Raw genomic sequence first — 13198 nt, 5'->3', positions numbered from 1 at the left:
ATTAGAGTATCCATATTTAAGATAGTCTGAATTTTATTTAATAAAGAGTCCGAATGTAAATTCGGGCTCTTTATTTTTTTGTCGTATCATATTACATAGGATATGGTATTTAACCAATTGTGCGTATAATAAATGTTTAAGTTTAGTTAATTGGTGGCTATTATCGTATTTTTTTAATAAATTTAGGAGATATATAAATTTATAAAAAAGTATATTATATGGCATTTGATATTGAGATGATTAAAGGTGTTTACACCAAAATGGCAGAAAACGTTGATAAGGCTCGTGAAGTTGTAGGAAAACCGTTGACGCTCTCTGAAAAAATATTATATAATCACTTGTGGGACGGAACGCCAACAAAGGCTTTTGTAAGAGGTAAAGACTATGTCGATTTTGCGCCAGATAGAATTGCATGTCAGGATGCAACAGCTCAGATGGCTTTATTACAGTTTATGCAAGCTGGTAAAGCGAAAGTTGCCGTACCTACAACTGTACATTGCGATCACTTAATTCAAGCTAAAGACGGGGCAGCTGCCGATTTAAAACACGCAAATAGTGTCAGCAGTGAGGTTTTTAATTTTTTGGAGTCCGTTTCTAATAAATACGGTATCGGTTTCTGGAAACCTGGAGCAGGAATCATTCATCAAGTAGTTTTAGAAAATTATGCATTCCCAGGAGGCATGATGATCGGTACCGATTCGCATACGGTGAATGCCGGAGGATTAGGAATGGTTGCCATTGGAGTTGGAGGAGCAGATGCGGTCGATGTTATGGCAGGTATGGCTTGGGAATTAAAATTTCCCAAATTAATAGGAGTTAAATTAACCGGAGAACTATCCGGATGGACCGCTCCAAAAGACGTGATTTTAAAAGTTGCTGAAATTCTTACTGTTAAAGGTGGTACAGGAGCCATTGTTGAATATTTTGGACCTGGAGCGACAGCGATGTCTTGTACAGGTAAAGGAACGATTTGTAATATGGGAGCCGAAATTGGTGCGACAACTTCAACCTTTGGCTATGATGAGTCCATGGAACGTTACTTACGTTCTACAGAAAGAGCTGATGTAGCTGATGCAGCAAATAAAGTAAAAGAATACTTAACAGCTGATCCAGAGGTTTATGCAAATCCAGAACAATATTTCGATCAGGTAATAGAAATAAACCTTTCAGAATTAAATCCCTTATTGAATGGGCCGTTTACTCCCGATTTATCAACACCAGCGGGTAAAGAAATGACTGAGAAAGCGCAAGCTAACGATTGGCCTTTAGTTGTAGAATGGGGCTTAATAGGGTCTTGTACAAATTCATCTTATGAAGATCTGTCAAGAGCTTCATCTATAGCGCAACAAGCCATAGACAAAGGCTTGAAAATGAAATCTGAATTAGGTATTAACCCAGGATCAGAACAAGTTCGTTATACGGCCGAGCGTGATGGTATTTTGGCTGTTTTCGAGAAATTAGATGCTAAAATATTTACCAATGCCTGTGGACCCTGTATTGGTCAGTGGGCTCGGTATAGTGACCCAAAGAATGCACCGAAAAATAGCATAGTGCATTCCTTCAATAGAAATTTCGCGAAGCGTGCCGATGGAAATCCTAACACCCATGCTTTTGTGGCTTCACCAGAGTTAACAGCGGCAATAGCGATTTCAGGTCGTTTGGACTTTAATCCGATGACCGATAAATTAATCAATGAAAATGGAGAAGAGGTCATGTTCGATGAGCCTACAGGGTGGGAACTTCCACCTAAAGGGTTTGAAGTAAAAGATAATGGTTATTTGGCACCAGAAGAAGATGGTAGTCATGTGCAGGTAAAAGTAGCTGATGATTCAGAAAGATTGCAATTATTAACGCCATTCGAACCATTAGGCGATACTATTACAGGAGCTAAATTATTAATTAAAGCATTTGGTAAATGTACCACCGACCATATTAGTATGGCAGGACCCTGGCTACGTTTCCGTGGTCATTTAGATAATATTTCGAATAACTGTTTAATAGGTGCGGTGAATGCCTATAATCAAAAAACAAACTTTGTTAAAAATCAATTAACAGGAGAGTATGGTGGGGTGCCGGATGTGCAACGTCAGTATAAAAAAGAAGGCATCAAAACGGTAGTGGTTGGAGATCATAACTATGGCGAAGGCTCTTCCAGAGAGCATGCGGCGATGGAACCAAGACACTTGGGTGTTGCTGCTGTTATTGTGAAATCGTTTGCTCGTATTCATGAAACTAACCTTAAAAAACAAGGCATGTTAGGGTTGACTTTTGATAATGAATCGGACTACGATTTAATTCAGGAAGACGACACGTTTAACTTTTTAGATTTGAATCAGTTTGCTCCCGATAAACCTTTAATGTTAGAAGTTGTTCATGCTGATGGAAGTAAAGACATTATTAAATTAAATCACACTTATAACAACGCTCAAATAGCCTGGTATAAGGCAGGATCGGCATTAAATCTTATAGCAGCACAAAACGCATAATTTTTTTAAAATTATAGAGATATAAAAATCCAGCAAAAGTGCTGGATTTTTTGTTTGATATTTATTTTTAAACGTAACAGAATAGTATTTTTATCCAAAACAATCTTTTATGAATACAAGAGCAGAGCAATTAAAAGCATTTGATAGATTATTAACCATTATGGATGAGTTAAGAGCACAGTGTCCTTGGGATAAAAAACAAACAATGGAAACTTTACGTCATTTAACTATTGAAGAAACGTATGAGTTAGGTGATGCTATTTTAGATAAAGATTTGGAGGAGGTTAAGAAGGAGTTAGGCGATGTATTACTGCATATAGTTTTTTATTCAAAAATAGGGAGTGAAACGGACGATTTCGATATAGCGGACGTGTGCAATGGTATATGTGATAAACTAATTAGTAGACATCCTCATATTTACGGTGATGTGAAGGTTGAGAATGAAGAGGATGTTAAAAGAAATTGGGAGAATTTAAAGCTAAAAGAAGGTAAAAAGAGCGTATTGGAAGGTGTGCCTAACAGTTTGCCTGCTTTAGTAAAAGCCAATAGAATTCAGGAAAAGGTAGCAGGTGTTGGTTTTGATTGGGAAGAACCATATCAGGTTTGGGAAAAAGTAGAAGAAGAGTTAACAGAACTTAAAGCCGAAATAGCCAAAGGAGATAAAGATGCTATTGAAAGCGAATATGGTGACGTATTATTTTCAATGGTTAATTACGCTCGATTTTTAGATGTAAATCCGGAGAATGCTTTAGAGCGTACCAATAAAAAATTTTCACAGCGTTTTAAATATCTTGAGTCAAAAGCGCGAGCTATGAATCGACCTTTAAAGGAAATGACATTGGCAGAAATGGATGTGTTTTGGGAAGAGGCAAAGAAATTATAGCTTTTTAATCGAAGTCTTTAATAGACGTATCGAAAAAGTGTCAATTAATTGATTTATATTGTGTTCTTTTATTAAAAATTAGAGCACAATATGTATTATTTAAATAGAAGGATTTTAGTTTTTATCCTTTTCATGTTTTTTTGGTTAACATTTATTTGTGCTCAAAATATAGCGCCAACCTTAACGGCTATTGGGAATCAGGCATATTGCCCAAAAAGTCAGATTCATATAGTTGAAGATTTTACAGTTTTTGATCCAGACGATTCTGAAATTGCAGCGTTTTATATTCAAATATCAACGGGATATGTTCCTAATGAAGATAGCTTGACCTTATTAGGGACACATCCCTTAATATCAACTATATGGGATATTCAAGAAGGAAAACTTACATTACAGGGAGTGAATGGAGACCAGGTAGCTTATACCGAATTTATTGCTGCTATCAAGGATGTTGTTTTTAAAAGTTCCAGCAATAATCCTACCGATAAATCATTTTCCATTACCATTGGCGATGCTAATTATTTGCCTAAAACAGGGCATTATTATGAGTATGTAGCTGAATATGGTATAAGCTGGTCTGAAGCCAAAGATGCGGCTGAGTTAAAAACTTATTTTGGTTTACAAGGATATTTGGCTACAATTATATATCCTGAAGAAGCTCAACTTGTTGGAGAACAAGCCTCAGGTGCTGGTTGGTTAGGAGGTACCGATGTAGAGACGGAAGGTGTTTGGAAATGGGTAACAGGACCTGAGGCTGGCGAGGTTTTTTGGAATGGATCAGTTAATGGTTCAACACCAACTTATGCCAATTGGAATTATAATGAACCTAATAATGTTAATGGAGGTGAAGATTACTTGCATATTACAGACCCATCAATAGGAATTCCCGGAGCATGGAATGATCTTCGCAATAATGGTGATCCTTCTGGGCCTTATCACCCCAAGGGATATGTGGTCGAGTATGGAGGTATGCTGGATGACCCCGAGATTAATATAGCCGCAAGTACAAGTATTTATACGACTAAAATAGTGTCTTCCAATGGAAATATAATTTGTGGTAGTGGAACGGTTGATTTAGAAGCTATACCATTAACAGGAGAGGTTATTTGGTTTGATGCTGCTACAGGAGGGTCGGCTTTATATAATGGTGAAAATTTTACAACACCAATATTAACTCAAACCACGACTTATTATGCATTAGCTTCAATAAATGGATGTTTTGAAGGTTCTCGTGTGGCGGTTACGGCTACTGTAAAACCCATACCTACCATTGATGCTATAACCGAAGATTTGATTTGTGATTCTGGAACTGGAACCTTAATTGCTCGGGCCTCACAGGGACAAGTATTTTGGTATGAAACTTCTACAGGTGGTACATCTGTGGGATCAGGATCAACTTTTGAAACTCCAGTTCTTAATGCAACAACAACTTATTATGCGGAGGCAGTTTTTAATGGTTGTGTTTCATCGGCAAGAACACCTTTAACGGTAACCGTTCAGCAGACGCCTAAGCCTATAGCTATAGCTGTCCAGTCTTTTTGTGATATAGAAGCAGCAACTATTTCAAATATTAATATTTCTGGAAGTTCAATTAAATGGTATGCGAGCAGTACGGAAGTTATTCCTTTGGGGTCAGATGAACTTTTAGTTGATAACACTACATATTATGCATCACAGACTATAAATGGTTGTGAAAGTTTTGAAAGAACTCTAGTTACTGTGCATATAAGCGAAACTGTAGTTCTATCATCAGCCAATAATAACTTACTGCTTGAAGCCTGCGATAGCTTATTGGATGGAGATGATACAAATGGTTATACGGAATTCGATTTAACGCTATTAGAATCAGATTTGTTAAATGGTAAATTAGCATCCGATTTTAAATTTCAATATTATACAGATTCATCCTATTTAAATCCTATTAATACGCTGCCGACATCTTTTGTAAATACTATTCAGAATGGTCAAATACTGTATGTTCGAATTGAGAATATTCAAAACAGTTTATGTTTTACGGATACGTCTTTTGAACTTAAGGTAAATGCTTTGCCTATTACTCGACCTATCGTAATTTTAAAAAATTGTGATGAAGATGGGCTGCCGGATGGGTTTACCGATTTTAGTTTGAATGAAGCTGATGAACTTATGACATTTAATAGTACAGAAAATTTAACCATTAGTTATCATATATCCCATGCTGATGCCGAATCGGCTATATTGGCATTAAGTAATATATTTAATAATAAAACGGCCTCAAAGGTATATGCACGTGTTGAAAATGAATCTGGGTGTTTTCGAATCTCGGTTGTAAATTTGCAAGTTTCAACAACCTCTTTTCCGCAATCTTATTTTGAGGAATTACAAACCTGTGATGATGACATAACAAATGATGGTTTTTCAGTCTTCGATTTAAATCAGAAAACAGCATCATTTATAAATCAATTTCCTGCAGGTCAAAATTTAAGTGTACATTATTTTGAAACTCTGATGGATGCTCAACTTGAATTGAATGAAATTGTCTCTACAGATGTGTATTCTAATAAGGATCCATATACCCAGATCTTATATGTGCGCGTTGAAAGTAATGACAATGGTGAATGTTATGGTATAGGACCTCATTTGGTTTTAACAGTTCATCCAAGACCTGAATTTGAGGTTGATAATTCGGCTATTTATTGCCTAGATAATAACCCTATTATATTAACAACATTTAATCCTAAAGGAACTTATACTTATAAGTGGACTAATATTCAGGGAGATGTGGTAAGTGTTTTGCCGTATGCAGAGGTTTTGTCAGGTGGTTTATATACTGTAATTGCTACATCTAACGAAAATTGTGAATCGTTTCCGGTCTCTTTCTCGGTAGTGGAATCGGCTATAGCAAAAGTCAATTCCGAAGATATTACGGTAGTAGAACTCTCTAACAATAACAGTATCGAAATTAATAATTCGAATAATAATCTTGGTATTGGTGATTATGAGTTTTCATTAGATGATGAATCTGGGCCATATCAGAATCAGCCTTTTTTTAATGAAGTTGGTGCTGGTGAACATATTATTTTTATAAGAGATAAGAATGGTTGTGGTATTACTTCCATTAATGTTTTTATACTTGGTTTCCCTAAATATTTTACGCCCAACGCCGATGGATTTAATGATTATTGGATGGTTCAGGGGTTAGGTGAGAAGTACACAAATGCGTCAAAAGTAAGTATATATGATCGATACGGTAAATTAATAAAGCAAATTGGAGCCAAGAATGGTATTTGGGACGGTACATTTAATGGCGATTATTTACCTAATTCAGATTATTGGTTTTTTATAGAATTGGTTGAAGTTTCAGGGAAAATTACTACGCATAAGGGGCATTTTAGTCTCGTAAGATAGATCTATTTTAAAGCGCCAACAGTGCTTAATAAGCAATTTTCACATAATTCATTGTTAGTAAATCTTTATTTGAATATTTTTTATTATAAGCCTGTTTATTGATTTTATTCTAAAAATTAAAAATATTATGCTTTAAGAATTTTAAATTTTTAATAAAGATTTATCTTTACACGCAATTTTAAATGAAACAAGGTTTCAAAAAATGGCAAAAACAATTAAACATTCTGAATTCGTATTAGTTGGAGGAGGAATTATGAGTGCCACACTGGCAATTCTACTTTTAGAAAAATTTCCTAAGAAGAAAATTACAATTATTGAGAAGTTACCTAAGGTAGCTGAAGAGAGTTCTGAAGCCTGGAATAATGCAGGAACTGGGCATGCTGGTAATTGTGAATTAAATTACACACCAGAAAAACGGGGTGCTATCGATACAACTAAAGCTCTTGATATCGCTAATCAATTTAATGAAACTTTCGCGTTTTGGAAGGATTGTGCTGAAAAGGGCTATATTAAGAATTTATCTAAGTGTATCAATGAGGTTCCTCATGTTAGCTTTGTTGAGGGAAAACGTAATGTTGAATTTTTAGAAAAACGCTGGAACGCACTAAAAGAAATACCTCATTTTAAGGATATGGTATTTTCTAAAGATTTCGATGAAATAAAAAAATGGATTCCTTTAATGATGGAGGGGCGTAGCAAAAAGCAAACTATTGCAGCAACCTATTATCATAATGGTTATGATGTTAATTTTGGCGAAATTACTGAACAGCTTTTTAGATTTTTAGAAAGTCAGGAAAATGTACAGTTAATTAAGCATAGTAGTGTTTATAACTTACAGCAAACCGATAATAAACGTTGGTTGTTATCAGTTAAGGGGAATCAAGTTGGTAAACAATGGAAAATTGTAACGAATTATGTGTTTATTGGTACAGGAGGAGGTGCTTTACCTTTGTTAGAAAAGTCTAACATTGATGAAGCTAAAGGCTATGGAGGTTTTCCAATTAGCGGATTGTGGTTACGTTGTACTAACCCTGAAGTAATTGAAAAACATCAAGCCAAAGTGTATGGTAAAGCTAAAAAAGGATCGCCACCAATGTCAGTACCTCATATGGATACGCGAATGATTAATGGACGTAAAGAGTTGTTGTTTGGTCCATTTGCAGGATTTACAACCAAGTTTTTAAAACATGGCTCTATGTTCGACTTACCTCGATCTGTGGAGTTCGACAATATATTAAGTCTCTTAGGGGCGGGGTATCAAAATTTACCATTAGTTAAGTACTTAATTAAACAGGTAAGTTTAAAGTTTAAAGATCGCATGGAACTGCTAAGAGAGTTTTATCCGGAAGCGAATGACGATGATTGGAAAATTGAAATTGCAGGACAACGGGTTCAAATTATAAAGCGAAACAAAAAAGGATTTGGTAAATTAGAATTTGGTACTGAAATTATTGTATCGAAAGATAAAACCATTGCCGCATTATTAGGAGCTTCACCAGGAGCTTCTACCTCGTATTCAGTAATGAAAGAAGTGGTTAATAAATGTTTTTAAAACATTAAAGCGATAAATAAAAAAATGCGGTTGATTTCAACCGCATTTTTTGTTATTAGTAAAGTTCTTTTATTTTTTTAAGCTTATTTTTCCAAAGCTTTAAAGATTCCTTATGGGTCTTAATGTTGTTGTGTACTTCTTTAACAAGCGGATTGTCATCATCAACATTGGTGAAAAATTGCAGATTGTTTTCTAATTGATTTATCTGACTTTTAACTTCGTCAATTTTTTTACGAATAAAAGAACGCTCATGGTCAAGATCTCTGTTATCTTCTGAAGTATCGATATGTTCCAGTTTATTTTCAAACTTAATCATCTCCACTTCATTTTTATCCATTTTTAAATTGGATAAGATTTCATCAACAGCTTTATTAAATTTACCTTCAATGTAGCGTTTATCGTTTGGTACGCGGCCCAGTTCTTTCCATTGGTTAATAAACTCTTTTACTTCTTCAATATTTTCCTCTTTATTACCGGTGGCGTTAAAAGTTTTTAATTTATCTAATAAGGCTATTTTTTTATTGAAAGCCTCTAAATGTTCTTTATTAGCTGCATTACGTTTAGCATGAAGTTTGTCAAAGTAAAAATTACAGGCGGCTTTAAAGCGTTTCCATATTTTGTCGCTATCTTTTCTAGGTACATGACCTATTTTTTTCCAATCACTCTGAATTTTCTTCATCAAAGGGGTCGTGGCTTCAAAATCGTCACTGTCCTTATTGTCTTCAGCAATTTTAATTAATTCTAATTTTTTTTGAAGATTGGTGTATTGTTCTTTTTTAAGACCTTTGTAAAAGGCATTTTTCTTTCTATTGAAGGTTCTAACCGATTCTTTGAATTTTGCCCAAGTAGGTTCGTTATCTTTAAGAGGTACTTTTCCTGCATTGAAAAAATCGTTTCTTAAAGCTTCTATTTCCTTAATGCGCTTTTGCCAGGCATTATGGGAATTAGTATCTAATGCAGTTATGGCTTCAATATTGGCTATAATCTCAAGTTTGCGTTCCAGGTTTTTCTCATATACCTTATCGATTTCTTGGAAATATAACTGGCGCTTATCATTAATAATTTTAGTTGCAGCCTTGAATTTGTCCCAGATTTCTTCACGGTAAGCTTTGTCAACCGGACCGAGTTCTTCTTTCCACATTTTGTGTAGCTCCTGAAGTTCTCTAAAGGCACGCATGATATTATCATCCTGAGCTAGTTCTTCTGCGCGCGCAATAATTTTTAATTTCTTTTCTAAATTATATTTGAAATCTAAATCTCTTAAATCGCGGTTTAAATGGAGAAAATCGTAAAACATCTCTACATGGTGATGATAACTATTCCATGCGTTATTGTATTTATCTCTTGGAATAGGGCCGGTATTTCTCCAACGTTCTTGTAATTCCTTAAAATGTTTGTAGGTGGTATTGATGTTTTCTTCAACATTGATAAGTCCTTTCAATTCCTCAATAATTTCAAGCTTATCTGCAAGGTTCTGTTTTAAGTTTCTCTCTATGTTTTGGTAATATTCGTTACGTTTTTTACGATACTCCTGATAGGCTTCCTTGTAGCGTTTTTGAACTGGTGAAGAGTAGTAAAAATCAATTTCATTTCCACCATCATTAAGAAAATCTTCTTTTTTCTCGTCTAAAAGGGATTGAAATTTATCTTTAAATTCGTTGTTAATGTTCTCAACATGTTTTTTTATAGCCTGAACTTTTTCATTTTTTATCAGACGCTCTAATTCTATTGCTAAAGCCTCTAAAGACATAGTGTCATAGGCTTTCATTTCTATGGTATGACGTTCTTTATTTCCTTCGTCTTCCGCGTCTTCGGCGTTAGATTCATCAATTTCATTTAAAACCTCATCGTGCTCGTCTGAATCTTTTTTATCTTGCTGGGCTTCGTTTTCATTTGAAATAACACTTTGAACGGAATCATTTGCCGAAGTTTCAGAGGCAATGACCTCATGATTTTTGGTTGCATCAACATCAGAAGTATCATTGGGGGTATGGCTATTCGTTTCTCCTGTAGATTCAGAAATGTTTTTTTTAATTTCTTCCCCATCGGCGTTTGTTAGTTCATTCATATCAGACATTTTTTAAATGTTAAGGTTCGTAACGTTTGTTGTTTGAGTTTAAAGATACTAACAAGAAAAGTATTTACAAAGTAAATTGATAAAGTATAAGCTGCTAGGTTATAAAAAGAAATTAGTGCTATTTATTTTTTCCATATAGACCATGCTTTTTCAGCTTGATAAACGAGCATTTTGTAACCATTAATCGTTTGAGCTTTTTGAGCTTTGCCTAAACGCAGAAATTTAGTTTCTTCAGGATTATAAATTAGATCGAAAAGGATGTGTTCTGCTCCGAGTGATTTATAAGGAATATTAGGGCAAGCATCAATATTAGGGAAGGTGCCCACAGGGGTGCAGTTTATTATAACGGTATGGTTTTTAATGATTATTTCGGAAAGATTATCATAGGTTAGCGACACCGTTTGTGAAGCTTTTCTTGAAACATATTGATATTCAATACCTAGACTATCTAAGGTAAATGCCACAGCTTTACTTGCGCCACCAGTACCTAAAATAAGTGCCTTTTTATGATGTGGTTTTAAGAAAGGTTTTAAAGATTTTTTAAAACCGTAGCAATCGGTATTATAACCAACTAATTTGCCTTTTTTAGTAACCTTAATGGTGTTTACGGCTCCGATGGCTTTCGCTTTTTTATTTAATTTATCTAAATAAGGTATAACCACTTCTTTATATGGAATGGTAACATTAAGACCTTTTAATTCAGGAGTGTTTTTTATAATGGAAGGCAACAAATCAATACTTTCAATATCAAAATTTTCATAAGTAGTATCTTGAATGTTTTCATCCTCAAATTTTTGTTTGAAGTAATTTCTTGAAAAAGAATACGATATGTTTCGTCCTAAAAGTCCTAGTTTATTCATTAATTTTTCTTGTTTTTTGTCCGTAATATTCGAGTCCGAGAACAATGAGGATACCTAGCAGTATAAAACCTATGGCCATATAAGTCTCTTGGTGTAATTCGGGAATATAACGTTTGTAATTTGCTATAATGGGTTTGCCGGTAGAATCAAGCATGAATTCACCATTTTGCATTTTGAAAATAGTTTCTTTCCAAGGCCAAACGACTCCCAATGACCCTATAATAAATCCTATAATGGCAGATAAGGTGATACTTTTATAGTGCTTTAGAATATAGCTTAAGGCATGTGAAAAAGTAACTAAGCCCGTAACAGATCCTAGGGTAAATACGGCGAGCACTTGAAGCATTCTTATACGTTCTGTGTTTTGAATAAAACCAAAATCACCTCCAATAATTTCATAAAAAGTATCAAAAAGAGCGTTAACCGAATCGACCAGTAATAATACATAATTACCAAGTAGAATAAGAATGAACGAGCCTGAAAACCCTGGGAGAGTCATACCAGAAACACTAATTATGCCACAGAAAAACACAAACCAAAGGTTGTCATTTTGAGTGGCAGGACTAAGAAAGCTAATGCTAAGCCCAGATAAAATACCTAGAATAAGAGAAATATATGTTTTATAATTCCAGTCCTTAAAATCTTTATTTATATAGTAAATTGAGCCAAGAATCATTCCGAAGAAAACACTCCAGACATACAGTTCGTAATGCTCAATTAAATAGTCTAATAGTTTGGAAACACTAAAATAACTAATTATCATTCCAAAGAAAAGTAGTCCTAAAAATCGACCGTTTATGTAGTTATAAAAACTTTTATATCTGCCATTAATAAGGAGTTTAAAAGCTTTACTGTTTACTTTTCTTAGTGAATATATAAACTCTTCGTAAAAACCAGCAACGAAGGCAACGACCCCGCCAGATACCCCGGGAACTTTATTAGCTGCACCCATTCCTAATCCTTTAAGTACAAGGAAAATTTTATCTTTTAGCGTTCTGGTACTTTCCATTATTGTTTTTTATTTCCTACTTTTTCTAATATAAAAATAGTTAAAAATCCTAGAATCATTAAGATTAGAGCAAATACAAGTTGACTATCACCATTAAAATTAAAAGGCGAAACACTTTCTTCTAATAGAGGTGTTTTTAGTCCTTTTGAATTCGTATGCCAGGTTAAGGTTTTTTTCCATGGCCAAACTTTGTTTAGCGATCCAAAAATGAATCCTGTTAGTATAGCTAAAGTGGTATTGTGGTAGTTTTTAAATAGCCACTTTAAGAGGTGACTAAAACTTAATAATCCTAAAATAGCTCCAGAAAAGAAAAGAACGAGTTTTTTAATGTCGATATCATGAATGGCGTCACTTAACGTTTTGTAAGCACCCAGAATAATAAGTATAAATGATCCGGAAATACCTGGTAAAATCATCGCACAGATGGCAATAGCTCCAGCTATAAATAAAAAGTAGTCATTGTGGCTATTTGACATTGGAGGTAATATGCTAACATAATAAGCTATCGTAGCACCCACTATCAACGCAATTATAACCGAAAGATTCCACTTTGTTATTTGTTTTCCAACAAAATATATGCTCGCGACAATCAGTCCGAAGAAAAAGGACCATATTAAAACAGGCTGATTTTCTAATAAATATTTAGCCAATTTCATAAAGGAAACATAACTGATAACTATACCTGTCAGTAAGGCTAAAATAAAATTTCCATTAACAGCTTTCCAAAACGCCAAAATATCATCTTTAAATAGCGTTTTTAATAAGGATGGTTTTATATTACTAATGGTGGAAATAAGTTCTTCGTAAATACCTGAAATAAAAGCAATAGTACCACCTGAAACACCAGGTACGGCATCGGCAGCACCCATAGCTAGGCCTTTAAATGAAATAATTAAGTAATCTAAGAAACGTCTTTGCATAGCTTATTTTTAAACGAATTTCAA

The 13198-nt window shown here is 34.4% G+C and carries 8 protein-coding genes; 4 read left to right on the top strand and 4 right to left on the bottom strand.

The annotated features are described in order from the left end of the window. Positions 1 to 218: 218 nt before the first annotated feature. From H611_RS0102440 to mqo, 4 genes are all read left to right on the top strand, one after another. Positions 219 to 2486 carry an aconitate hydratase gene (locus H611_RS0102440; RefSeq protein WP_027136852.1) on the top strand — a complete coding sequence of 756 codons (2268 nt, stop codon included), beginning with the start codon at positions 219 to 221 and terminating at the stop codon, positions 2484 to 2486. Positions 2487 to 2595: 109 nt separating this feature from the next. After that, positions 2596 to 3369 carry a nucleoside triphosphate pyrophosphohydrolase gene (gene mazG / locus H611_RS0102435; RefSeq protein ID WP_027136851.1) on the top strand — a complete coding sequence of 258 codons (774 nt, stop codon included), beginning with the start codon at positions 2596 to 2598 and terminating at the stop codon, positions 3367 to 3369. Positions 3370 to 3501: 132 nt separating this feature from the next. After that, positions 3502 to 6756 carry an Ig-like domain-containing protein gene (locus H611_RS14415; RefSeq protein ID WP_051238693.1) on the top strand — a complete coding sequence of 1085 codons (3255 nt, stop codon included), beginning with the start codon at positions 3502 to 3504 and terminating at the stop codon, positions 6754 to 6756. Between the two features lie 202 nt (positions 6757 to 6958). After that, positions 6959 to 8308 (top strand): malate dehydrogenase (quinone), encoded by a 1350-nt coding sequence (mqo, locus tag H611_RS13840; protein WP_035483279.1) that lies wholly within the window; start codon positions 6959 to 6961, stop codon positions 8306 to 8308. A 55-nt stretch (positions 8309 to 8363) separates the two neighbouring features. Here mqo and H611_RS0102420 read toward each other — a convergent pair whose 3' ends face one another. The 4 genes from H611_RS0102420 to H611_RS0102405 form a co-directional block, all read right to left on the bottom strand. Next, positions 8364 to 10376, bottom strand: a complete 2013-nt coding sequence (locus tag H611_RS0102420; RefSeq protein WP_394330411.1) for a DUF349 domain-containing protein — start codon at positions 10374 to 10376, stop codon at positions 8364 to 8366. 131 nt (positions 10377 to 10507) lie between these two features. Beyond that, positions 10508 to 11245, bottom strand: coding sequence for a shikimate dehydrogenase family protein (locus H611_RS0102415; protein ID WP_027136849.1), 738 nt, complete (start codon positions 11243 to 11245; stop codon positions 10508 to 10510). Beyond that, positions 11238 to 12254, bottom strand: a complete 1017-nt coding sequence (locus H611_RS0102410; protein WP_027136848.1) for a DUF368 domain-containing protein — start codon at positions 12252 to 12254, stop codon at positions 11238 to 11240. The genes H611_RS0102415 and H611_RS0102410 overlap by 8 nt, the downstream gene beginning before the upstream one ends. Further along, positions 12254 to 13174, bottom strand: coding sequence for a DUF368 domain-containing protein (locus tag H611_RS0102405; protein ID WP_027136847.1), 921 nt, complete (start codon positions 13172 to 13174; stop codon positions 12254 to 12256). The genes H611_RS0102410 and H611_RS0102405 overlap by 1 nt, the downstream gene beginning before the upstream one ends. Positions 13175 to 13198: the final 24 nt, after the last annotated feature.

Origin of the sequence: Gaetbulibacter saemankumensis DSM 17032 (assembly GCF_000425645.1) — a bacterium.
GTDB classification, from domain to species: domain Bacteria; phylum Bacteroidota; class Bacteroidia; order Flavobacteriales; family Flavobacteriaceae; genus Gaetbulibacter; species Gaetbulibacter saemankumensis.
This window is presented reverse-complemented; position numbering and strand designations above follow the sequence as displayed.

What these genes read in the sequence shown, in the direction of transcription:
- H611_RS0102440 (WP_027136852.1), top strand. Translation starts at nt 219, where the DNA reads ATGGCATTTGATATTGAGATGATTAAAGGTGTTTACACCAAAATGGCA.
- mazG (WP_027136851.1), top strand. Translation starts at nt 2,596, where the DNA reads ATGAATACAAGAGCAGAGCAATTAAAAGCATTTGATAGATTATTAACC.
- H611_RS14415 (WP_051238693.1), top strand. Translation starts at nt 3,502, where the DNA reads ATGTTTTTTTGGTTAACATTTATTTGTGCTCAAAATATAGCGCCAACC.
- mqo (WP_035483279.1), top strand. Translation starts at nt 6,959, where the DNA reads ATGGCAAAAACAATTAAACATTCTGAATTCGTATTAGTTGGAGGAGGA.
- H611_RS0102420 (WP_394330411.1), bottom strand. Translation starts at nt 10,376, where the DNA reads ATGAATGAACTAACAAACGCCGATGGGGAAGAAATTAAAAAAAACATT.
- H611_RS0102415 (WP_027136849.1), bottom strand. Translation starts at nt 11,245, where the DNA reads ATGAATAAACTAGGACTTTTAGGACGAAACATATCGTATTCTTTTTCA.
- H611_RS0102410 (WP_027136848.1), bottom strand. Translation starts at nt 12,254, where the DNA reads ATGGAAAGTACCAGAACGCTAAAAGATAAAATTTTCCTTGTACTTAAA.
- H611_RS0102405 (WP_027136847.1), bottom strand. Translation starts at nt 13,174, where the DNA reads ATGCAAAGACGTTTCTTAGATTACTTAATTATTTCATTTAAAGGCCTA.